The following is a 23173-nucleotide window of genomic DNA, read 5'->3' on the forward strand; positions in this document are numbered from 1 at the left end:
TAAACTGAAAGTCATGAAAACAAAGCTCTATTTTCCCCGTATTGCGATCCTATTTTTTTTAATAAGCCTTAGCATTTCGGCTCAAGAAAAATATACTTCTTACAAAGGACTTGTGATCAACCAGCAGACCGAAGAACCAGTAGTTTCTGCAAAAGTTGAAGTTGAAAATCATGATTTCTCTACCGTAACCAATAACGAAGGAGAATTTACCCTGAAAATTCCAGCAGATTTAACAAATGCTATCATCACCACTTCTTATTTGGGCTACGAAAGTAAGTCCCTTCATTTAAGAAATTTCGATCAAGAACGAACTTTAATTCAGTTGATAGAATCTTCAGAAAAGCTTTCTGAAATTAATTTATACCAAGTAAAAGATGCTAAATCTTTAGTAAAAGAATGCTTTTCCAAAAGAGGAGAAAATTACATTAATCATTCCGTAGTAATGAGCGGCTTTTATAGAGAAACCATTCAGAAAGGAAGAAGAAATGTTTCCTTATCTGAAGCCGTAATAAAAATTCATAAAGAATCTTATACTTCCAATAGAAGAGATAAGATTTCGATTTTAAAAGCAAGAAAAAGCACCGATTATTCTAGGCTAGACACCTTGGCTCTAAAATTAAGAGGCGGTCCTTATAGCTCTCTTTATCTTGATGTGATGGAATATCCCGAGTTTCTATTTGAAGACGAACAACTTTCTGACTACAGTTTTACTTTAGAAAACCCTACTAGCATCAACAATAGGTATGTGCATCAAGTTAGTTTTGAAGAGAATTCTAAAGGAAATGCTTGGTATAACGGCACTTTGTATATTGATGCTGCTACCTTAACATTATTAAAAGCCGATTACAACTTAACGATTGAGAACCGAAAATTAGCTTCAAGAATGTTTGTGGTTAAAAAACCCGGAAGCGTAAAAGTGTATCCAGAAAAAATTCAATACCACGTCAATTATTTTGAAAAAGATGGAAAATGGTATTACGGTCACAGCAATGCAATGTTAGAATTTGTAGTTAATTGGAAAAAGAAATTATTCAACTCTAGATTCACGCTCACCAATGAAATGATCGTGACCAAAAGAGAGGAAGTCGAAAACAAAAAATTTATAAAAGCCAATTACATCAAGCCTTCTATTGTGATGGCCGACGATGTTTCGGGATTTAGAGATAAAAATTTTTGGGGAGCCAGCAATATCATTGAACCCGAAAAATCGATTCAAAATGCCATCGAAAAAATTAAAGCGAATCTAGATTAATAAATCTCCGTTCCTTTGGTGTTGCGATCATACATCACAATACTTCCGGCAACGGAAACATTTAAGCTTAACGCGGAAGAAAATTTAACCAATTTATGAGATTTCTCTATGGCTTGTTTAGATAAGCCGTGATCTTCTGCTCCCAATAAATAAACACCTCTTCGGGGGTGTTTAAATTTTTCTAAGGCTTCGGCCTCATCGGTTAATTCTACTCCAATTAATAAAGCTCCCTTGGGAAGATGCTTGTAAAAATCATCAAAAGTATCGTAATGGAAATAAGGCATAGCGCCAACAGCTTTATGCGTATCTGAAGCTTGTTTCGCATAACGGTTTCCTATAGTGAAAATAAAACTTGCGCCTAAGTTTTGTGCTGTACGCCATAAAACGCCTAAGTTTTCTGGGGTTTTTCCATTTTGTATTCCTATCCCAAAAAAACCTTGTTCTAAATTATCTACTTTCATCAGTTTTATAATTTACTACAAAGATGCAAGAAGATTTTTAATACGCAATCGCTAACACCTTAATGCTTTTAGACTCCGCTCCCAATTGAAAGTCAACTTTCTCATTTACTTTTGCTCCCATTAAAGCTTTGGCTATGGGAGCAGTAAAACTAATTTTCTTATTTTTTACATCGGCTTCATCTACGCCAACAATCTGAAATTCTTGCATAGTTTTATTTAAAACAAATTCAACTTTGGCACCAAAACGTACTTCCTCTTGTGGCTGTTTCTCTAAAGGAATAACTCTAGCTGAAGCTATTCGCTCATTTAAAAGCTGTATTTTCCCATCGATCACCACTTGTTCTCTCCGCTTGGCTTGTTCATCTTCAAGATCTATATTTGCACGTTTTTCTTCTAAATCTTTTCTTTCCTCAAGCAAAGCATCCTTTCCGTTTTGAGTGACATAATTGGTAACTCCCATTGGCAAAGCTGCCCTTGGCGGAATTAAGGGAGCTTCCTCTTGATCTTCTTCTTTTACAAAGCCTCTACTCATGATTACATGTTTTAAGAAACTTAATCATTTTTACCATACTAATGTCTTAACAGACTGTTATAAACCCCAAAAAAGCCCTTTTTCTAAATAGAAAAAAGACCTTACTGTGCATAAAACGGTTATTGGGGGTAGATAATAACAGTTTAGTAGATTGCACAACTAAATAATAAAACCGATAACTTCAGTTTTTTTATTATGAAAAACTAAAAACAGACAAATTTTAAGATATTCAATCCTCAATATGCTTCTCTTTTTAATCTAATTTAACTCATAATCGAAGAAAGTAACTTATAATCGAAAGTTTAAAGATAATAAAACAATCATTTTTAAAAACTCTAAGTTTGCAACTCATTGCAATCTCTCATAATGCTTGAATTTTTTGGTTACCTTGGTGCTCTCTTTATAGGTTTAGTTTTAGGCTTAATCGGCGGTGGCGGGTCCATACTTACCGTCCCATCTTGGTGTATCTTATGTTTCTCAATCCTGTTGTGGCCACGGCCTACTCCTTATTTGTGGTGGGTACCTCCTCCCTCGTTGGCGCCATTAAGAACATTCAAAAGGGCTTGGTAGATTTTAAAACGGCCCTTGTTTTTGCTACTCCCGCTTTTATAGCGGTCTATATCACTAGAAAATTTTTGGTTCCCGCTATTCCCGAAGAGCTCTTTTATATAGGAGATTTTCTTCTTAGCAAAGACATCGCCATCATGGTTTTCTTTGCATCTATTATGTTACTCGCCTCTATATCGATGATTCGAGGTCGCAAAGAATTAACCGAAGACGAGTCCAAAAACACGCATTTTAATTACATTTCATTAATCTTACAAGGTTTTGGTATTGGTTTGGTCACAGGAACTGTGGGTGCTGGAGGCGGATTTTTAATTATTCCCGCTTTGGTCTTTTTAGCTAAACTCCCCATGAAGAAGGCTGTCGCGACTTCGTTGTTTATCATCGCTATCAATTCGCTAATTGGTTTCTTGGGAGACGTGCAAAATTTTGAAATCGATTGGCCTTTTCTACTCGTGTTTTCTTCTATTTCTGTTGTGGGAATTTTCATCGGAATTTATTTGAATAAGTTTATTGAAGGAAAAAAACTCAAGAAAATTTTTGGCTGGTTTGTTTTATTGATGGGAATTTATATTCTTTACAAAGAACTTTTAGCTTAAAACCTATGGATAATTCAGAGTCTAGTTATTGGGAAAATCGATATCAAAATCAGCAGACAGGTTGGGATTTAGGAGAAATCTCTTCTCCCCTAAAAGCTTATATCGATCAGTTGGAAGACAAATCTATCAAAATATTAATTCCGGGGGCGGGCAATTCTTATGAAGCAGAATATCTTTTTCTTAACGGATTTGAAAACGTCTACGCAGCCGATTTTGCTGCTTCTCCCCTGCAAAATATTAAAAACAGACTTCCCAATTTTCCTGAAAATCAGCTTTTGCACAGCGACTTCTTTAAATTAGAAGATCAATTTGACCTTATTCTAGAGCAAACCTTTTTTTGTGCGCTTCCGAAATCTTTCCGTAGCGCTTACGCGGATAAGATGCAGCAACTGCTTTTGCCTGAAGGAAAACTTGTCGGGATTTTGTTTGATGATGAACTTCCTGGCGATAATCCGCCTTTTGGAGGAAGTAAAAAAGAATACCTCAGCTATTTTAATCCTCTCTTTGATATCCTCACTATTGAAACTGCCTACAATTCAATTCCGCCAAGGAAAAACCGAGAATTATTTATACGACTTCAGCCTAAAATCAAATCCTAAAAATAAAAATTACTCCATAGGAACTTCCATAAATAATACCTGAGCACCCGCTTGAGCTGTCAAACAAAACTCTTGTGTTTCCCAAATTCCTATGGCATCTCTAGCGTTTATTTTTTCACTTTCAACGTTCAAACTTCCTTCTAATACAAAGATGTAAACTCCATTCTTATTGTCTTTCAGCTTGTAGGTTATAGAGGTCTCCTGAGTGAAATCACCCCTGGAAAACCAAGCATTTTGATGAATCCAAACTCCAGAATCCTCTTTGAAAGGAGATAAAATTTGATACAATTCATTCTCTTTTTTTAACTCTAAGGTTGAGATTTGATGGTAGCGCGGACTCACATTTTCCTCCTTGGGAATCACCCAAATTTGAAGAAACTTAACATCCTTCTCGGGACTTTTGTTATACTCGCTATGCATTACTCCGGTACCAGCACTCATAACTTGTATATCCCCTTCTTTAATAAGCGTCGTATTTCCCATAGTATCCTGATGTTCTAAATCTCCTGAGAGTGGAATGGAAATAATTTCCATATTTTGATGCGGATGCTTTCCAAAACCCTTGCCTGCGCTTACCTCATCATCATTAAACACACGTAGTTTACCAAAATTCATTCGCTCTGGATTAAAATAATTAGCAAAGCTAAAGCTGTGGTAACTTTTTAACCAACCGTGATTGGCTTCTCCCCTCGTATTGGAAAGATGTATTATTTTTTTCATTCTTTTATTTTTAATAAAGCTATGTACAATTTATGAATTTTAAAGGAAATCATTTTTTAACTTTGCAAAAAATTTAAGGGACATAGCTGTGGGGTTTATTTAACAAACCTTCTCGTTTGTGGTCCATTTAACACCTATTCATTTAACTAATACTCAATTTTGTGATTCGTTTTTCTAGTTACCTTTCATGGATGATTTTCCTATGTTTTTTCAGCTTTGCTAACTCCTTGTTTGCGCAACAGGATTCTTTAGTACTCAAGAACGGTAATCAGATTGTAGGAGAGGTTAAAAGTCTAAAGCAAGCTGTGGTGAGTATGAAAACCAGCTACAGCGATTCCGATTTTAAAATTGAATGGGACAAAATCACTTCTATTCACACGCAAACAGAGTTTTTAATCACCTTAGAGTCTGGTTTGCGTTACAATGCAACTTTAAAAAGTAAAAACGAAAAAGAAGTGTTTCTTTTAAGCCAAACCGATACGCTCGCCACCGTAAATTTAAACGATATTGTATTCTTTAAGGAAGTGAAATCTAACTTTTTAAGCAATTTGGATGCTTCAGTAAGTGTAGGTTTTAATTATACAAAAGCAAAAGACCTGTCCCAACTTAGCGTGAGAAGTAATTTGGGATACCGTGCTAAATATTGGGAACTAAGCGCCAATTATAACGACGTAAGATCAAGTCAAAATGAAACCGAATCTGTAAAAAGAATTGATGCCTCCATAGGATACAAGTATTATCTAAAACGCAAATGGTTCTTATTGGCAGAAACCTCTTGGCTTTCTAATACAGAGCAAAATCTTAATTTGCGTACCTTAGGAAAATTGGGAGCAGGACGGTATTTAATTCAAACCAATAGTACTTATTGGGGATTACAACTCGGAGTTTCTTACAACAACGAAAATTTTGAGGTAGAAGGATTAGAGATATCAAACAACAGTGCAGAAGCTTTTTTAGGCACCGAATTGAATCTATATAATATTGGTGATTTAAGTTTACTCACTCGGGCGGCGGCATATCCTAGTTTAACTGAATCTGGACGCTGGCGTTTAGATTATAATCTTGATGTAAAATACGATCTTCCACTCAATCTATTCGTCAACTTAGGAATTACCTTAAACTATGACAATCAACCAGCAGAAAACGCTAGTGAAACTGATTATATTTTTCAGACTACGGTAGGTTGGGATTTTTAAGACAAAGTAGTTTATCTCGTTGACACGAATAAAAAACACTTAAAATTTCATTCTCCTTAAATCAAAAAAAAGAGGGAACCTCGGTAAATCAAACCCTTCATTAGCTATTAAAAAAGAATTATGAACGAGTTATACGAAGATGAAAATTTTAGCAATCTAAATTATAGTCAGGATCGCTTCAATATAGGAGAATACGACCATTGCACATTTACCAGTTGCGATTTTTCTAATGTCAAATTATCTGGCGCTACCTTTTTATCTTGCGAATTTATCAATTGCAATTTTACCGGTGTAGAAATGCAAAAAACCTCCTTTCAGGAAACATTTTTTGACGGCTGCAAAATGTTAGGCTTAGGTTTTAACACCTGCGAATCTTTTGGGTTCTCGGTTAAATTTAAACGATGTAATTTAAGTCACAGTGTGTTTTACCGCGTAAATTTAAAGAAAACGCTATTTGATCACTGCCAATTAGATCAAGTAGACTTTGCGGAAGCTGACTTACAAGAAGCGCTTTTTAAAGAATCTGATTTAAACGGAAGCACTTTCTTTAATTCTAAGCTTCAGAAATGCAATTTTAAAACGGCTAAAAATTACAGTTTCGATCTGGAAGAAAATATGCTCAAAGGAGCCAAATTTTCTTCCCCTGAAGTATTGCGATTATTAAAAAAATACAAAATAAAAATAGAGAATTAAGCTACAGGTTATACCTAATTGTCTCTAAGGATTTAAATTCTTAATCGTTTCCATAAACACTTCCGCGAAAGCGTAAATTTTACACCGAATTTAACCGCTAAAATTTTGAATACTTAAAACTTAATTGTAGTATATACGCTAAGGTTTACGAACCATTATTAAACTAAAATTAGTACTATGAAACTAACCTATTCTTCTGTTGATCAAGCCGTAGGAAAAATAAAATCTGGAGACCGTATTTTTTTTCAAGGTGCTGCCATGACTCCTCTTTTTTTAATTGATGCGATTTGCCAACGCTATCAAGAATTAAAGAATGTAGAGATTGTTCAAATTCATACCGAAGGTGAAGCGCTTTACACGCAAGAGCCTTATAATAATTCTTTTAAGGTCAATAGTTGTTTTGTAGGAAGCAACGTGAGAAGTGCGATTAATGGCGGCCACGGAGATTATATTCCTATTTTCTTAAGTGAAATTCACAGCTTGTTTAGAAATGACATTCTTCCCTTAGATGTGGCTGTGATTCATGTGTCCCCTCCAGATGCACACGGTTTTTGTTCTTTAGGAACCTCTGTAGACATCACGATACCGGCTATAGAAAAAGCAAAGATTGTAATTGCGCAAGTAAATCCTAATGCCCCAAGAACGCATGGGGACGGGATTATACATATTTCAAAAATTGATTACGCTGTAGAAATTGATATTCCTATGAGAACGGCGCATCAACAAGCTCTTTCTGAAATTGAAATACAAATTGGAAAAAATGTTGCCGAATTGATAGATGATGGTGCTACTTTGCAAATGGGTATCGGGAACATCCCTAATGCAGTACTCTCTAACCTTCACAATCACAAAGGCTTGGGAATACATACCGAAATGTTTTCTGACGGAATTTTGCCTTTGGTAAAAAGTGGCGTGATTACAGGAGAGCATAAAATAGTAAAAAACAGTAAAATTGTCACCTGCTTTGCGGTAGGAAGTCAAGAACTCTACGATTTTGTAGATGACAATCCTTTAGTTCATTTTAAAGAAGCAGCTTATACCAACGACACCTCAATTATTAGACGAAATCCTAGAGTGACTGCTATTAATAGTGCCATAGAAATTGATCTCACCGGACAAATCTGCGCCGATACCATTGGAGGAAGACAGTATAGCGGGGTTGGAGGACAAATGGACTTTATACGAGGTGCGTCACTCTCTAAAGGAGGAAAACCTATTTTTGCGATGCCTTCTACTACCAATAAAGGGATCTCTAAAATCACTCCGTTTTTAAATAAAGGAGCGGGCGTAACTACTACAAGGGCTCACGTTCATTATGTAGTCACCGAATATGGAGTAGCTAATTTATACGGAAAAAATCTAAAACAGCGCGCGGCGGCTTTAATTAGTATAGCGCACCCTAAATATAGAGAAGAGTTGACACAGGAAGCTTTTCAGCGATTTGGAGGATAAATATGTAAAATGGATGGGCTTTATAAAATAGGTTGGTAGACTTAAATACCTTGGATAATATTATATAAAGCCTTTTCGTCTTCAATTTTAATACGTTTTCCTTGCGTGGAAATGATTTTATCTTTTTTAAGACTCGTTAGGGTTCGTATACAGGCTTCTTTGGCAGTTCCCACCACATTGGCAATATCTTCACGGGTTAATATCACGCCAATATAACCGTCTTTATCCTTTTCAAAATTATCATCTAGATAAGATATGGTTTCTGCCACCCGTTGCTTGACCGTTTTTTGAGCCATATTTACAATCACAGTGTCGGCAAATTTTAGATCATTAGCCATATGCTTTAGTAAAGCCTTAGTGAACTCTACATTTTTACTAATGTTATCAATAAGGTGGTTTTTAGGAATAAAGCACACCTCCATATCATCAAGCGCAACTGCACTCAAATTGGTTTGCTCCTCAGAAATAATGGAACGTTGTCCTATCATTTCACCTTTACTAGCAATTTTTACAATTTGTCCTTTCCCATTTTCACTAATCTTAGAAAGTTTAGAAACTCCGGACCTCACACAAAAAATACCATTCAGTTTTTCACCTTCAGAAAAAAGAGATTCTCCTTTCTTAATGCTTCTGGTCACTTTATGATCTGAAATCGCTTTAAGTTCCTCTTTCTTTAAGACTTTAAGAGAGTTTAATTGTCTTACAATACAGTTTTCGCACCTATTTCCCATACCTATCAAAATAGAACATAAAGATACAAAAAACAGTCTCATTATAGCAAGTATTAGATAGGCGCTAAATCACTATATACGAGCCATTTAGGTTATTCATTAAAAAAAAGGAGGCTAATTATTGGTTTATGAAGACAAATATGCTGGTTTTCAAACAAAACCTGACAAAAGTCATCTTTTGTCATACTTTATCGGGTGAGATTTGCAGTAGGTATAATGAGCAAATTTTATAGATATGGAAAATTGTTTCCATTGTGGAGATGAGTGTCCTAGCACCCCCATTTCCTATCAAGACAAGTCGTTTTGTTGCCATGGCTGCAAAACGGTTTACGAGATCCTTCATGATAATGATCTCTCCTATTACTATGACCTAGAAAAATCTCCAGGCACAAGCCCTTTACTTTCTTCTAGCAAATATGATTTTTTAAAAAACAAAAAAATAGAAGCTCAGCTTTTAGAGTTTAATGAGCAAGAAACCCAAGTGGTATCTTTGCTTATTCCTAGCATTCACTGTAGTTCATGTATTTGGGTACTAGAAAACCTCAACAAACTTCATCCCGCCATTAAAACGGCACAGGTTAATTTTCCCAAGAAAACGGTGAGAATTACCTACAGCAGCAAAGCGTATTCATTGTACGATTTGGTGATCTTACTTGCCAAAATAGGCTATGAACCTTACATTTCATTAGATGACGCCACAAAGAAAAAGTCTTCCATAGACCGGAGTTTAATTTATAAATTAGGAGTCGCTGGATTTGCTTTTGGAAACATCATGTTCTTGTCTTTCCCTGAGTATTTTGAAGTCAATGATTTTTGGTTAGATAAATTTAAGTACCTCTTTCGCTGGTTGATGTTTGCTTTTGCCGTTCCAGTAGCCTTTTATTCTGGTCGGGATTATTTTATATCGGCATATAAAGGCTTAAGATCTGGAATTCTAAATATCGATGTGCCTATTGCCATGGGGATTTTGGTCTTGTTTATAAGATCTACCGTAGAAATTGCGATGGATTGGGGTACTGGTTTCTTTGATAGCATGGCTGGATTGGTATTTTTTTTACTTCTAGGAAAGTTCTTTCAGCAGAAAACCTATGCCTTTTTATCTTTTGAAAGAGATTATAAATCTTATTTCCCCATTGCGGTAACCCGTTTAGTGAAAAATTCTGCGAAAGCGAACTTTACGGAAGAGCAAACACAAGTATATGAACTTAAAAAAGGAGACCGAATCTTACTTAGACACGAAGAGTTATTGCCTGTAGACGCGATTCTCATCAAAGGAAAAGCCCTTATCGATTATAGCTTTGTAACAGGAGAAGCAGAACCCGTAGGCAAAGTAAGCGGCGACCAACTTTTTGCAGGAGGAAGGCAGCAAGGAAACTCTATAGAAGTAGAGGTGTTACATGCTGTAGAACAAAGTTACTTAACCCAATTATGGTCCAATGAGATCTTTAGCAAAACCAAACAAAGTAGGTTTGAATCCTTAACGGATAGCATCAGCAAAAGATTTACATTGAGTTTGCTAAGCATTGCTGTAGTAGGAACTATTGTTTGGCTTTTTATAGATCCTAGTAAAGCTTTAAATGTATTTACTGCGGTTCTTATTGTGGCTTGCCCGTGTGCGATTGCCTTAGCGGCGCCTTTTACATTAGGTAATTTGCTTCGTATTTTTGGGAAGAACCAACTTTACTTAAAAAATAGCGGGGTAATTGAGCAAATGGCGAGAATTGATACCATTGTATTTGATAAAACTGGAACTTTAACTACCAGTGCTAAGCAAGTTATTTCTTATGAGGGTATGGAATTGACCTCTCAGGAAGAATCCCTACTAACCAGCACCTTACGCTCTTCTAATCATCCTTTAAGCCGATCTTTATATGAAATGCTTCGCAATGAAGACATCATGACTTTAGATGATTTTGATGAAGAAGTAGGAAAAGGAATTATAGGAGTGCAGAACAATCAACGTATTAAAATAGGTTCGTATACTTTTGTTAATGAAGGAGAGTCGCCATCTAATCCTACCCACAACCAAACGGCGGTTCACGTAAGCAGCAATGAAACGTATAAAGGGTATTTTGTTTTTAAGAACGAATATAGACAAGGGATTCAGGAAGTTTTTAAGAATTTAAAAGAGGGAAGAAAAATGGTTATTCTCTCTGGCGATAACGAAGGAGAAAAAGCTCATTTAGAAGAGTTGCTTCCTAAAGAAACACAGTTATTGTTCAATCAAAAACCAGAAGATAAATTAAATTTTATTCGGCAGCTTCAGGATGAGCATAGAACGGTAATGATGGTTGGGGATGGGTTAAATGATGCGGGAGCTTTGCAGCAAAGTGATGTGGGAATTTCGCTTTCAGAAAATGTAAATATCTTTTCCCCTGCGTGCGACGGAATATTTGACGCATCCCGCTTTCAAGAATTACCAGAATTTATAGATCTTTCAAAAAAAGGAATACGCACCATAAATCAAGCATTTGTGTTTTCACTCTGCTATAATCTCATTGGATTAGGTTTCGCCTTAACCGGGCATTTGGCTCCGGTAGTTGCGGCAATTTTAATGCCTTTAAGCTCTATAAGTATTGTAGTTTTTACCACAATTAGCACGCATTTTTTAGGAAAAAAATTAGAAAAATCAATTCCCGGAAAAAGTAGAAGGAAAATGTCTTAAAAACTGATAAATGTCATCTTTTATAAAGACTTCTCCTTGTAATTTTACACCATAATTCAGGTAGGTATGAGTATTATTTATATGCTGTTAGGCATTAGTGTTGTTGTAGCGCTTATTTTCTTTGTCGCATTTATAGTGTCGGTAAGAAAAGGGCAATATGACGATACCTATACGCCTTCAGTACGCATGCTTTTTGACGACGAACTTGTTAAAAATCCAGATGCTTCTTCCCTTGATGAACAACAGAAAACCAATCACATTAATTGAACATTTAAGAAACTATGGAATTAGAAAAGTTCTATTACGATAACCAAGTCGTACGTAAATTCATCATTGCCACCATGTTTTGGGGTGTTGTAGGGATGAGTATTGGGCTATTATTAGCATTAATGTTTTTATTCCCCAATCTTACCGACGGCATTTCTTGGTTAAGTTTTGGTCGTTTACGACCTCTACATACCAACGCGGTAATTTTTGCCTTTGTAGGTAATGCCATTTTTGCTGGGGTTTATTATTCTTCACAACGACTTCTAAAGGCAAGAATGTGGAAAGATTGGTTAAGTAATCTTAACTTTTGGGGTTGGCAAGCAATTATTGTAGCAGCAGCTATTACCCTTCCTTTAGGTTATACAACTTCTAAAGAATATGCAGAGTTAGAATGGCCTATTGATATTGCCATTGCGGTAATTTGGGTGGCTTTTGGAGCTAACCTTATTGGTACTATTCTTAAACGTAGACAACGTCACTTATATGTAGCACTCTGGTTTTACCTAGGTACTTTTGTAACTGTTGCTGTATTGCATATTGTAAACAGTATGGAGATTCCAGTAAGTGCTTTAAAAAGTTATTCTGCTTATGCAGGAGTTCAAGATGCTTTGGTACAATGGTGGTACGGTCACAATGCGGTTGCCTTTTTCTTAACTACCCCATTCTTAGGATTGATGTATTATTTTGTTCCTAAAGCTGCAAATAGACCTGTATATTCATACCGTCTATCAATTGTACACTTTTGGTCCTTAATCTTTATTTACATTTGGGCTGGACCTCACCACTTATTATATTCTTCTTTACCAGAATGGGCGCAAAACTTAGGGGTAGCTTTTTCTATTATGCTTTTGGCACCATCTTGGGGAGGGATGATTAACGGTTTACTTACCCTTCGTGGAGCTTGGGATAAAGTACGTACAGATCCTGTTTTAAAATTTATGGTGGTCGCCATTACAGGTTACGGGATGGCTACTTTTGAAGGTCCTATGCTTTCACTTAAAAATGTAAATGCCATTGCGCATTTTAGTGACTGGGTAATTGCACACGTTCACGTTGGTGCCTTAGCTTGGAATGGTTTCTTAGCTTTTGGTATGATCTATTGGTTGGTACCACGTATGTTTAAAACGAAATTATGGTCTACTGGTTTGGCCAACGCTCACTTTTGGATAGGTACTTTAGGGATTATTTTGTATGCCTTACCTTTATACGTAGCTGGTTTTGTGCAAGCTTCTATGTGGAAACAATTTAATCCTGACGGATCACTTACCTACGGAAATTTTCTAGAGACGGTTACAGAGATTATGCCTATGTATTGGATGCGTGCCATTGGAGGTAGTTTATATATATTAGGAGCTATTTTAGGAGTATATAACTTAATAAGAACTGCCCGCGCTGGTAGCAAAGTGAGTGATGAGCTGGCCGAAGCTGCACCACTACAAAAAGTAACTAAGAAACGTACTTCAAAGGAGGCTTATCATACTTGGTTAGAAAGACGTCCTGTAAAACTTACTATTTTTGCCACAATTGCTATTTTAATTGGAGGGATGGTTCAAATTATACCTTCGTTAATGGTAGACGATTATGTACCCGTAATTTCTAGTGTAAAACCTTACACTCCATTAGAGTTAGAGGGTAGAGATATTTACATCCGCGAAGGTTGTGTATCTTGTCACTCCCAAATGGTTCGTCCTTTTAGAAGTGAGGTAGAACGTTATGGCGAATACTCTAAAGCTGGAGAATATGTGTACGACCACCCTTTCTTATGGGGCAGTAAACGTACAGGACCAGATTTAATGCGCATTGGTGGTAAATACAATGACAACTGGCACTTTAACCACTTTTATGATCCGCAAAGTACATCTGCAGGCTCTATTATGCCTTCTTATAAATGGATTATCAAAGACGAATTAGATAAGAGCCTTACCGAAAAGAAAATGCAAGCTATGATTACTTTAGGTGTACCTTATACGCAAGAAGAAGTGGATAGAGCCCAAGAATGGATGGAGGAACAAGGTAAAGAAATTGAACAAAACCTATATACAGATCCAGATTTTGCTAGAACCTATGAAGCCGATAAAACTTATGCAGAAGAAAACGGAGAAGAATTTGTAGAAATGCATAATCGAGAAGTAGTTGCTTTAATCGCATACATTCAGCGCTTAGGAACAGACATTAAGATTAAGAACGCAGATGATACTGCATTAAACATCCAACCCTAGTCATGTTAAAATTTATAAAAGGAAACCTAGAAAATATTGATGGGGTAGCAATCTACCCTATGATTTCTTTAATGATATTCTTTTTGTTTTTTGCTGGTTTATTTTGGTGGGTTTTCACTGCTAAGAAATCACATATTAAAGAAGTTAGTAATATTCCATTAGAAGACGATACCATAACCCCTAATACCAAAAAATCATGAAAACTACCGCTTCTTATATAAGACTATTCTTACTTTTTGTGGTGGCTATTTGCCTCATGGAGTGGGTTTACGACAAAGGTGATGATTGGGCGATGTTTACAGAGCCTATGTTCTGGTTAATTATTGGTGTTCTCATGCTTTTCGCCATTGCTTTCGAGATTTCTGCAACTGCTTTAAATAGCGTGCTGTATAGATCCTTATCGGAAGAAAAGAAGTTGATTTACGACACTAAATTAAGAACAAGTGAAAAAAATCGATTTAAATGGGTGACCGAGAACTATAATAAATTATTAGGTCAAAAATCTGTTGAAAGCGAACATGAAATTGAACTAGATCATAATTATGATGGCATTAAAGAACTAGATAACAATTTACCACCATGGTGGGTATATAGTTTTTATGCAACCATTTTATTCGCGATTATTTATATGCTTAGGTTTGAAGTCTTTAATGAGTATAATCAAATTGACGAGTATGAGAATGCTGTTGCTGAAGCCAAGATAGAGGTTGAAGAATGGAAAAAAACGGCAAAAGACCTCATCGATGCAAATACGGTAGAGTTACTCACCGATAAAGAAGATCTTAGTGCAGGGAAAGCTATTTATACCGCCAACTGTGTCGCCTGTCATAAAGATAATGGTGGAGGTGGAATTGGTCCCAACCTTACTGATGATCATTGGGTTTTAGGAGGAGGAATCAAAAATGTATTCCATACCATTTCAGAAGGAGGTCGTAGTGGAAAAGGGATGATTGCCTGGAAATCTGACTTAAAGCCTTCGGAAATGGCGCAAGTAGCGAGTTACGTTATTAGCCTTCACGGAACAAATCCGGCAGACGGAAAAGAGCCGGAAGGAGAAATCTGGGTTGATGAAAATGCTTCGGAATAAGCTATTCAAGAATAAAGCAAACCCTAAATTTTAACCTCAATAAAAGAGTAAATCACCTAACCAATTTATCATGGCAGAGCAAGGCAAAGATAATTTTAGAGATACTATAGGTACTCTCAACGAAGATGGGGATCGTGCTTTTGTATTTCCTAAAAAACCTTCAGGTAAGTGGTACGAGTATCGCAAATATGTGAGTTATGTGTTGCTAATTTTCTTAGTAGCTGCCCCTTTTATTAAAATTAACGGAAATCAATTCTTGATGTTCAATGTGCTGGAACGCCGTTTTAACATCTTTGGTTTCCCTTTTTGGCCACAAGATCTTTACCTCTTCGTGATCATGATGATCATTGGAGTCGTTTTTATCCTTCTGTTTACCGCTGCTTTTGGTAGATTATTTTGTGGATGGATTTGTCCGCAGACTATTTTTATGGAAATGGTTTTCAGAAGAATTGAATACTGGATTGATGGAGACCGAGGAAAACAAATTAGGCTTAGTAAAATGCCTTGGAATGCTGAAAAAATAAAAAAACGAGTTCTTAAATGGATTATTTTCTTTATCATTTCTTTCTTGATTGCCAACGTGTTTCTAGCTTATCTTATTGGAAGTGATCAATTGCTTCGTTACATTACCGATGGTCCTTTTACCCATCTAAGCACCTTTGTTTCTTTACTTATTTTTACTGGTGTATTTTATTTCGTCTTCGCTTGGTTTAGAGAGCAAGTATGCATTATCGCTTGCCCTTATGGTAGGTTGCAGGGAGTCTTATTGGATGATAAATCTATCGTAGTAGCTTACGACCATAAACGAGGAGAAAGAGAAACAGGAAGAGCCAAGTTTAAGAAAAATGAAGATCGTGAAGCTTTAGGGAAAGGAGATTGTATCGATTGTTTTCAATGTGTACACGTATGCCCTACGGGAATAGATATTCGTAACGGAACTCAATTAGAGTGTGTGAATTGTACCGCTTGTATCGATGCCTGTGACCATATGATGGAAAGCGTTGATCTTCCTAAAGGATTAATCCGTTATGCGAGTGAATCGAATATTGAGAAGAAAGAGAAATTTAAGTTCACACCAAGACTTAAAGGATATACGGCTGTTTTAGGAATTCTTATTGCCGTACTTGTAGGTATGCTTTTCTTAAGAAATGACGTAGAAGCTCGTATTCTTAGATTACCAGGTCAGCTTTATGAACACAAAGCAGACAATATGATTAGTAATGTATACACCTTTAAATTGGTGAACAAAACTGTAAAAGACATAGAAGACATTCACTTTGAGTTAATGTCACATAAAGGGACGATAAAAGTGGTTTCCAAAGATGAGTTGATGGTAAAAGAACAAGACTTAACCAAAGGAACCTTATTTATAGAAATTAACGCTAGCGCTTTAAATGATGATAAAGAAAAACTTCGCATAGGTATTTACAGCGGAGGTGATTTAATTGAAACTACAACAACAAATTTCTTAGGTCCGCGAAGCTATAATTAGCTTTAAGATTAAGAAGAATAGAATTAACAACATCTAAAAAAAGAGTATTATGAAATGGAATTGGGGAACAGGACTCGTTATAGGGATGCTCGCATTTATATCCTTCATACTTTACTTTGTCATTACGATGAGTGTAAATAAAAAGTACAGTTACGATTTGGTTACGGAAGAATATTACGCCAAAGCAATGACTTACCAAAACGAGATTGATGAAGAAACTAACACTTATAATTTAGAAGAAAAAATTACGGGAAAGAAGACAAAAGAGGGATGGCTGTTAAGTTTTCCAGAAGAATTGGATCCCGAAAAAATTAAAGGTAAAGTGTTCCTATATAGACCGTCTAACCAGCAACTGGATTTCGACTCACCTATAGTCCTATCCGGATTAAATTTGCTCATACCTGACAAAAGTCTGGTAGACGGTCGTTGGAACATTACTTTAGCCTGGACTTACGAAAATAAGGATTTTTTATATAAAAAAGAGATTGTTTATTAATGTTAGTTTCTGCCCTCATATTTGGCTTGTTAGGTAGTTTTCACTGTGTAGGAATGTGCGGCCCTATTGCATTTCTCTTACCCTTGGATCGACAAAGCACGTCTAAGCGGATTTTACAGTTAATAAGTTATCACGGCGGAAGAATTTTCACCTATTCTCTTCTAGGCTTGTTATTTGGAGTTATAGGAAAAAGTTTAAACCTTTTTGGTTTCCAACAACAACTCTCTATTGGCATTGGGGTTCTTATGGTATTAATCATCCTCATTCCCAATACTTGGTTCAACCGCTTTAAACTAGCGCAACCTATTTATAAAGCGATAGGAAAAGTGAAAAGTGCCTTGGGAGAAGAGCTTAAAAAACGAGATCCGGGTACATTTTTCACCATTGGTTTTCTAAATGGGTTTTTACCTTGCGGACTTGTATATATGGCGATTTTTGGAGCTATGGCTACTGGAGGTTTCCTTAGCGGAAGTCTTTATATGGCCGTATTTGGTTTAGGTACCGTTCCTTTAATGACTACAGCGATGTATTTAGGAAATTTTTTATCAAAAAAACTGAAGCAGCGTATTATAAAAGTGATTCCTGTAGTGGTGGTTATTGTAGGTCTATTATTTATCCTAAGAGGTTTAGGACTCAATATTCCTTACTTATCACCTTCTTCGATGGTCACTGTAGAGCAAGCCTCTTCAGAATATGAATGTAACACTAATTAACTTTTAAAATCTTATATTATGAACGTATCTTTATTTCTTCCGCTAGTAAACTGGGGCATGGGAACCGCCATTATCATCGTGTTTGCATTGGTATGTATTGTACTCACTCTAGTAGTGATCAATATGGTAAAATCTGATAAAAAGAAAAACTCAGACGAGGAACCAAAAAATTAATCGAATCTTTTCCTCGAAAGTTTAAATCTTTCAATCAAAGGATCTCCGATTAAAACTGGCTTAGCTAAAGATCTCGACTTCCGTAGAAATTTTAGTGATATTTAATGCTGATTTGATTTATAAAACCACGAAAGAGAAACAATATGTTTCTCTTTCGTGGTTTTATACTTATATGATTTGAAGAATCAAAAACCCTGCTGGGCGAGTCTCGTGGAATTAAACCCTGTGGAGGAATTAAATCGTCATTGAAAACAACTGCGTTTCGGGTTGTTTACGCTGCAACCTTAAATCGAATGGCAAACATACATTTCTTACAAAAGGCTTTCCTTTTTCCGTCACGCGAATGCTGGTAGAAGTAATCTCTATCAGCTCATCCTTTTCCATTTCCTCCAGCTTCTCAAGCACTTCGGGAATTTCATCAAAAACGGCTTTTTTATCTTCCCAAGAAGTATAGAAAGAGCACATTAACTGTAGAATATGTTTGCGTATGATGAGATCTTCTTCCGTTAAGCTATGCCCCTTAAACACTGGAAAATCGCCATTTGCCACTAAAGCTTGATACTCCTCTAATTTCTTTACATTTTGAGCAAAGCTATACCAACTATCTCCAATAGCTGAAACTCCCAATCCAATCATCACCTGCGTTTTACTGGCTGCATAGCCCATAAAATTACGATTTAAACTTCCATTTTCTCGCGCGTGATAAAGCGCATCTGTAGGCAGGGCAAAATGATCCATTCCAATTTCTACATAACCTGCGGCAAGAAGTCTTCTCTTACCTTTTTCATACTGCTTTCTCTTGGTTAGAGGAGTAGGTAGATTTTCTTCTTTGTAACCACGTTGCCCATTTCCTTTAATCCAAGGTACGTGCGCATAGCTATAAAAAGCAATGCGATCTGGTTGCAGCTCGATGGTTTTATCAATGGTATGTTGAACGTCCTCTTCGGTTTGAAAAGGAAGGCCATAAATAATATCATGTCCAACAGAAGCATAACCCCTCTCACGAGCATTTACCGTAGCTGCTTTCACATTCTCAAAAGGCTGCACTCTATGGATGGCTTTTTGCACCGTTAAATTATAATCTTGCACCCCATAACTTACGCTGTTAAAACCTTTCTTGGCCAAAGCATCCAGATGAGTTTTGGTAGTGTTGTTAGGATGTCCTTCAAAACTTATTTGGGCATCTTCAGCCTTTTCAGTTAAGCTAAATATACCGTCCATCAAACGTTCTAAATGCTCTGGAGAGAAAAAAGTAGGCGTTCCCCCACCCAAATGCAGCTGCTTTACAATTGGTTTTTCATCAAAGAGATTAATGTATAGTTGTAACTCGTTTAGAATAGACTGTATGTAAGGAATTTCAACTTGATGATTTTTGGTAATTCGTTTATTACAACCACAAAACGTACACAAGCTTTCACAAAAAGGCAAATGCACATACAAGCTAATTCCTTCTTTTTTATTGCTTTCGCGGAAACTTTTTTGCAAGCTAGATTTCCATTTCCGTAAAGAGAAATTTTCTAAATCCCAATAAGGAACGGTGGGATAACTGGTGTATCGAGGTCCGGCGACATTATATTTCGAAGTGAGTTCGTGCATAATTTAGAACTTAAATTTCAGATGAATCTTATGACTCATTCTTGTTTTATACCTTCAAAATTATCACATAAAATAGCCACAAAAGATGACTTTTATCAGTAAAATCGACTTGTAAATGAAGATTCTTGCTCTAAATCCTTCCGAAAAGATTCTTGATTAAGCTGTAAAGATTTCCAACCTCAACTCCGCATTTTTAAACCTAATCTATCTCCAGTTCATAAACTTCTGCGGCTAGCACTCCTGCTAGTTCCAATCTAGCTACTAGGCAATCTTCTTTAACATAAAGATCTACTATTTTAAACTTGTCGATGTTTCCAAATAATAAAATTCCTTTTTTAACTTCTAGGATAGCTGCTAACTTCTTATTGAGGTCTTTCACCAAGTCTTGAAGTTTGGGAAGAAGTGAAATTTTAGACATTTTCAATATTTTATTTCGAAAAATAGAGTTCATCATCACTTTTAAAGCCTGGTTGGCGAACCAAGATTTCTGCTCTCCCTCTACCCTATAATCATTCACCTGTAATTCTTGTTCATCAGCATTATAACTGAGCTTTAACTGAAAATGAAATTTCACTATTTTATTGCTGAACAACATCGTTTTCATTTTTATTTCTTGCTGAACGAGTAAGTCATAACCTTCAATCCCTGGACTTAAATGAATAGAAAGGATTTCTCCGAATTGTTTTGCATCCTCTGAATCATCTTCCTGAATTATATACCCTACCAGTTTTTGCTGAAACACTTTTTCTAATGCTTCTAACCTAATTTTTACTGGAATATGTATAAAAACACCTTCCTGAAAATTTTCTTCCTCGCTTTTTGCGTCTCTCTCTTTAACTGGCTCCATAATTTTTATTCTATACTAAGACTTTAGGTGAATGTAGATAAGGTAATATAAATGAATTTTTATTGGAAATCTACGCTCCCCTTCTTAAAATTTTGCCTAAACATTCTGTTCTTCCTTGAGCCTTTTATATTTTTAGATGAGTTATTTTTTAAATCTATTTAATCACGCTGCTTCTATTATGCAGTTTACTAACCCAAAGCTTTATGCTTACAGTTTCTCTTAAAAATCACATTGAGGATAAATATTCTATAGTCATAAATCTGATAACCCCACTAAGTGGCGGAAATATAAATGAAGTGTACCTTCTTAAAACCAACCAAAAAAACTACGTTGTAAAAGTTAATGAGGTCAATGCATTTCCTGCGATGTTTAAAAAAGAGGTCAATGGTCTTGAAGCATTGCGTAAAACACAAACTATAGACATTCCTAAAGTAGTAGGATTTGGGAATTTTGAGCAATACACTTACTTGTTACTAGAATACAAAAAACCAGGAAAAGTTAGCCTACAGTTTTGGGAAAGCTTTGGGCAACAACTGGCAGCCTTGCACCAAAACAGTCAGGAACACTTCGGATTTGAAGAGAACAATTATTATGGGAGTTTGCAGCAATACAATAAAGAGGAAGATACAGCTTCCGCATTTTTTATTCAGCAACGTTTAATGCCTCAATTTCAGCTGGCTTGTGAAAACGGATATGAATTTGCTCAGCTCGATACCTTCTATAAAAAGATAGAGCAATTAATCCCCGAAGAAAAGCCCTCCCTTATTCACGGAGATTTATGGTCTGGAAACTATTTAATTAACGCCCAAGATCAGCCTTGCCTTATAGATCCTGGGGTTTCTTATGCGCCTCGAGAAATGGATTTGGCGATGATGCGTCTCTTTGGAGGTTTTGAACATCGTTTATTCCTAGCCTACGACAAGGCTTTTCCTTTAGAGGAAGACTGGGAAGAACGCCTTCAGCTTTGGCAATTGTATTATATTCTAGGACACGTCAATCTTTTTGGCGGAAACTATTACACTTCCGCGAAAGCGATTATCAAAAGATATAGCTAGTTTTTTACCAGAAGCTATTAATCATTTTGCAGTACAAGATTTCTCTTAAAGCATTCATAATTATAAGTGCGCCCACTACCTTAATTCTTAAAATTTTCCCAAAAGACACTTTAAAAGAGCTTTATTAAAACCATAGCTCTTTTAACCCCGTAACTGTAGTACAAAGCAAAATTATTTAACCAAAAAACAAAATTATGAACACAAGAATTTTAGCTAGTTTATTAGTAACCTTTTTATTTTTTACAAGTTGTAGCAACGACGACGATAATGGTATTATGACACCAGATGTAGGTGACAGTAAATCCTATACGTTAATGTCGGTTTCCAACGAGGCAATTTCAGGAATGGTTACTTTTAAAAAGAACAACAACAACACGACTACCGTAGAGGTAGACCTAGGAGGAACAACTTCTGGAATGCATCCTGCACACATTCACATGAATACGGCTGCAGAAAGTGGCGACATCGCCATAAGTTTAGAACCTATAAATGGTTCAACAGGAATGAGTTCTACCACTTTTAGTACAAAAGACGATGGCACGCCTATTAGTTATGAACAACTTTTAGAGTTTAGCGGCTACGTAAATGTGCACAAAAGCGCAGATGACTTAGGGACTTTAATCGCCCAGGGAGATATTGGTCAAAATGAATTGACTAGTGATTTTAAGACCTTCCCATTAGATAGCCGATCTAATCCTAACATTATGGGAGATGCCAAATTTACCAAACGTGTAAATGGTACTACGTTAATTGAAGTGATGTTAAGCGGTACCTCTGCAAACGGAGAACACCCAGGACATATTCACTTTAATACTGCTGCAGAAGGTGGGGATATTGCCATTACTTTCACTCCGTTAAATGGAGAAACAGGTGTAAGTAAAACTCAAGTTGCCATGTTAGATGACGGGACAGCCATTACTTATGAAGAATTATTAGATTTTAATGGATACGTAAATATTCATAAAAGTGCAGATGATTTAGGTACTTTAATCGCGCAAGGAGATATTGGACAAAATGAATTAACTGGTAATTCTAAAGTCTTCACATTAGATAGTAGATCTAACCCTAATATTATGGGAGATGCTAGATTCTTAGAACGTGTAAACGGAACCACCTTAATTAAAGTGGTGTTAGAAGGCACCTCTGCAAACGGAGAACACCCAGGACATATTCATATGAATACAGCTGCAGAAGGCGGAGATATTGCCATTACTCTCACTCCGTTAAATGGAGAAACAGGCGTGAGTAAAACTCAAGTTGCCATGTTAGATGATGGAACAGCTATTACTTATGATGAACTTTTAAATTATGACGGTTACGTAAATATTCATAAGAGTGCAGATGATCTTGGAACTTTAATTGCTCAAGGAGACATTGGACAAAATGAATTAACTGGAGATGCTATGGCTTATACCTTAGGTACAGTTGATAACTCTGGAGTAAACGGGGAAGCTACTTTTTATAAAAGAGTAAATGGAGAAGCTCTATTGGTAATTGAAACCATGGGAACTATGGCCGGAGATAGCCACCCTTCACATATACATATGGGGGATATTAATAATCCTGGTGACATTGTCGTAAGTCTAAACCCTGTAGAAGGAGAAAGCGGAATGTCTAAAACAAACATCGCTATGCAAGATGGTGGTAGTACGTTTGGGTACGAAGATGCACTAACCTACAATGGTTACCCGTTGTGCATTATGATTTAAAAGAAAAAAGTTGTTCATCTTACTGATAATCAGTAACTTGTTTTAGCTATAAAA

Annotated in this window: 23 protein-coding genes; 17 read left to right on the plus strand and 6 right to left on the minus strand. The window is 36.2% G+C overall.

What is annotated here, in order from left to right; translation table 11 throughout:
• Nucleotides 1-13 precede the first annotated feature (13 nt).
• Nucleotides 14-1252, plus strand: a complete 1239-nt coding sequence (locus RBU60_RS08230; RefSeq protein WP_308864335.1) for a carboxypeptidase-like regulatory domain-containing protein — start codon at nt 14-16, stop codon at nt 1250-1252.
• Here the strand turns inward: RBU60_RS08230 and RBU60_RS08235 are convergent.
• On the minus strand, nt 1249-1713 hold the full coding sequence (locus tag RBU60_RS08235; protein ID WP_308864337.1) for an RNA methyltransferase: 465 nt from the start codon (nt 1711-1713) through the stop codon (nt 1249-1251). The two genes, RBU60_RS08230 and RBU60_RS08235, sit on opposite strands and share 4 nt — an antisense overlap.
• A gap of 37 nt (nt 1714-1750) precedes the next feature.
• Nucleotides 1751-2245, minus strand: coding sequence for a GreA/GreB family elongation factor (locus RBU60_RS08240; protein ID WP_308864339.1), 495 nt, complete (start codon nt 2243-2245; stop codon nt 1751-1753).
• Nucleotides 2246-2715: 470 nt separating this feature from the next.
• Here RBU60_RS08240 and RBU60_RS08245 point away from each other — a divergent pair, with 470 nt between their 5' ends.
• Together RBU60_RS08245 and RBU60_RS08250 are read left to right on the plus strand one after the other, a co-directional pair.
• Entirely contained in the window at nt 2716-3408 is a 693-nt protein-coding gene (locus RBU60_RS08245) for a sulfite exporter TauE/SafE family protein (protein ID WP_407660197.1), read from the plus strand.
• Between the two features lie 5 nt (nt 3409-3413).
• A complete protein-coding gene (locus tag RBU60_RS08250) occupies nt 3414-4007 on the plus strand; it encodes a methyltransferase domain-containing protein (protein WP_308864340.1) in 594 nt (197 codons plus the stop codon).
• A 9-nt stretch (nt 4008-4016) separates the two neighbouring features.
• Here RBU60_RS08250 and RBU60_RS08255 read toward each other — a convergent pair whose 3' ends face one another.
• Nucleotides 4017-4727: a pirin family protein gene (locus tag RBU60_RS08255; protein WP_308864341.1), complete on the minus strand. Its 711-nt coding sequence runs from the start codon at nt 4725-4727 to the stop codon at nt 4017-4019.
• A gap of 227 nt (nt 4728-4954) precedes the next feature.
• Between RBU60_RS08255 and RBU60_RS08260 the strand changes: the two genes are divergently transcribed.
• From RBU60_RS08260 to RBU60_RS08270, 3 genes are all read left to right on the plus strand, one after another.
• Complete coding sequence (locus RBU60_RS08260) at nt 4955-5923, plus strand: DUF481 domain-containing protein (protein ID WP_308864343.1); 969 nt, start codon at nt 4955-4957, stop codon at nt 5921-5923.
• A gap of 120 nt (nt 5924-6043) precedes the next feature.
• Nucleotides 6044-6616 (plus strand): pentapeptide repeat-containing protein, encoded by a 573-nt coding sequence (locus RBU60_RS08265; RefSeq protein ID WP_308864345.1) that lies wholly within the window; start codon nt 6044-6046, stop codon nt 6614-6616.
• A 177-nt stretch (nt 6617-6793) separates the two neighbouring features.
• Nucleotides 6794-8068 carry an acetyl-CoA hydrolase/transferase family protein gene (locus tag RBU60_RS08270; RefSeq protein WP_308864346.1) on the plus strand — a complete coding sequence of 425 codons (1275 nt, stop codon included), beginning with the start codon at nt 6794-6796 and terminating at the stop codon, nt 8066-8068.
• Between the two features lie 41 nt (nt 8069-8109).
• Here RBU60_RS08270 and RBU60_RS08275 read toward each other — a convergent pair whose 3' ends face one another.
• Nucleotides 8110-8799, minus strand: a complete 690-nt coding sequence (locus tag RBU60_RS08275) for a Crp/Fnr family transcriptional regulator (RefSeq protein ID WP_308864347.1) — start codon at nt 8797-8799, stop codon at nt 8110-8112.
• 235 nt (nt 8800-9034) lie between these two features.
• Here RBU60_RS08275 and RBU60_RS08280 point away from each other — a divergent pair, with 235 nt between their 5' ends.
• The 9 genes from RBU60_RS08280 to RBU60_RS08320 all read left to right on the plus strand — a co-directional run bounded on the left by RBU60_RS08280 (nt 9035) and on the right by RBU60_RS08320 (nt 17912).
• A complete protein-coding gene (locus RBU60_RS08280; RefSeq protein ID WP_308864348.1) occupies nt 9035-11464 on the plus strand; it encodes a heavy metal translocating P-type ATPase in 2430 nt (809 codons plus the stop codon).
• A gap of 66 nt (nt 11465-11530) precedes the next feature.
• Nucleotides 11531-11731 (plus strand): cbb3-type cytochrome oxidase assembly protein CcoS, encoded by a 201-nt coding sequence (gene ccoS / locus RBU60_RS08285; RefSeq protein ID WP_308864350.1) that lies wholly within the window; start codon nt 11531-11533, stop codon nt 11729-11731.
• 14 nt (nt 11732-11745) lie between these two features.
• Complete coding sequence (gene ccoN / locus RBU60_RS08290; RefSeq protein WP_308864351.1) at nt 11746-13950, plus strand: cytochrome-c oxidase, cbb3-type subunit I; 2205 nt, start codon at nt 11746-11748, stop codon at nt 13948-13950.
• A 2-nt stretch (nt 13951-13952) separates the two neighbouring features.
• Nucleotides 13953-14150 carry a cbb3-type cytochrome c oxidase subunit 3 gene (locus RBU60_RS08295; RefSeq protein WP_308864352.1) on the plus strand — a complete coding sequence of 66 codons (198 nt, stop codon included), beginning with the start codon at nt 13953-13955 and terminating at the stop codon, nt 14148-14150.
• Nucleotides 14147-15037 carry a cbb3-type cytochrome c oxidase N-terminal domain-containing protein gene (locus tag RBU60_RS08300; RefSeq protein WP_308864354.1) on the plus strand — a complete coding sequence of 297 codons (891 nt, stop codon included), beginning with the start codon at nt 14147-14149 and terminating at the stop codon, nt 15035-15037. Before RBU60_RS08295 ends, RBU60_RS08300 begins: the two co-directional genes overlap by 4 nt.
• Nucleotides 15038-15107: 70 nt before the next feature.
• Complete coding sequence (gene ccoG / locus RBU60_RS08305; RefSeq protein ID WP_308864355.1) at nt 15108-16529, plus strand: cytochrome c oxidase accessory protein CcoG; 1422 nt, start codon at nt 15108-15110, stop codon at nt 16527-16529.
• Nucleotides 16530-16578: 49 nt separating this feature from the next.
• Nucleotides 16579-17025: a FixH family protein gene (locus RBU60_RS08310; RefSeq protein WP_308864356.1), complete on the plus strand. Its 447-nt coding sequence runs from the start codon at nt 16579-16581 to the stop codon at nt 17023-17025.
• Nucleotides 17025-17738 (plus strand): sulfite exporter TauE/SafE family protein, encoded by a 714-nt coding sequence (locus RBU60_RS08315; RefSeq protein WP_308864358.1) that lies wholly within the window; start codon nt 17025-17027, stop codon nt 17736-17738. The genes RBU60_RS08310 and RBU60_RS08315 overlap by 1 nt, the downstream gene beginning before the upstream one ends.
• Nucleotides 17739-17756: 18 nt before the next feature.
• On the plus strand, nt 17757-17912 hold the full coding sequence (locus RBU60_RS08320) for a hypothetical protein (protein ID WP_308864359.1): 156 nt from the start codon (nt 17757-17759) through the stop codon (nt 17910-17912).
• A 234-nt stretch (nt 17913-18146) separates the two neighbouring features.
• Here RBU60_RS08320 and hemN read toward each other — a convergent pair whose 3' ends face one another.
• On the minus strand, nt 18147-19508 hold the full coding sequence (gene hemN, locus RBU60_RS08325) for an oxygen-independent coproporphyrinogen III oxidase (protein ID WP_308864360.1): 1362 nt from the start codon (nt 19506-19508) through the stop codon (nt 18147-18149).
• A 199-nt stretch (nt 19509-19707) separates the two neighbouring features.
• Nucleotides 19708-20355, minus strand: a complete 648-nt coding sequence (locus tag RBU60_RS08330; protein ID WP_308864362.1) for a DUF4403 family protein — start codon at nt 20353-20355, stop codon at nt 19708-19710.
• Between the two features lie 203 nt (nt 20356-20558).
• On the opposite strand from RBU60_RS08330, the gene RBU60_RS08335 reads away from it, so the two are divergent.
• Nucleotides 20559-21410: a fructosamine kinase family protein gene (locus tag RBU60_RS08335; RefSeq protein WP_308864363.1), complete on the plus strand. Its 852-nt coding sequence runs from the start codon at nt 20559-20561 to the stop codon at nt 21408-21410.
• A 194-nt stretch (nt 21411-21604) separates the two neighbouring features.
• Nucleotides 21605-23119, plus strand: coding sequence for a CHRD domain-containing protein (locus RBU60_RS08340; RefSeq protein WP_308864365.1), 1515 nt, complete (start codon nt 21605-21607; stop codon nt 23117-23119).
• The last annotated feature ends 54 nt before the right edge of the window (nt 23120-23173 follow it).

The organism is Mesonia profundi (assembly GCF_031085155.1).
Taxonomy (GTDB): domain Bacteria; phylum Bacteroidota; class Bacteroidia; order Flavobacteriales; family Flavobacteriaceae; genus Mesonia; species Mesonia profundi.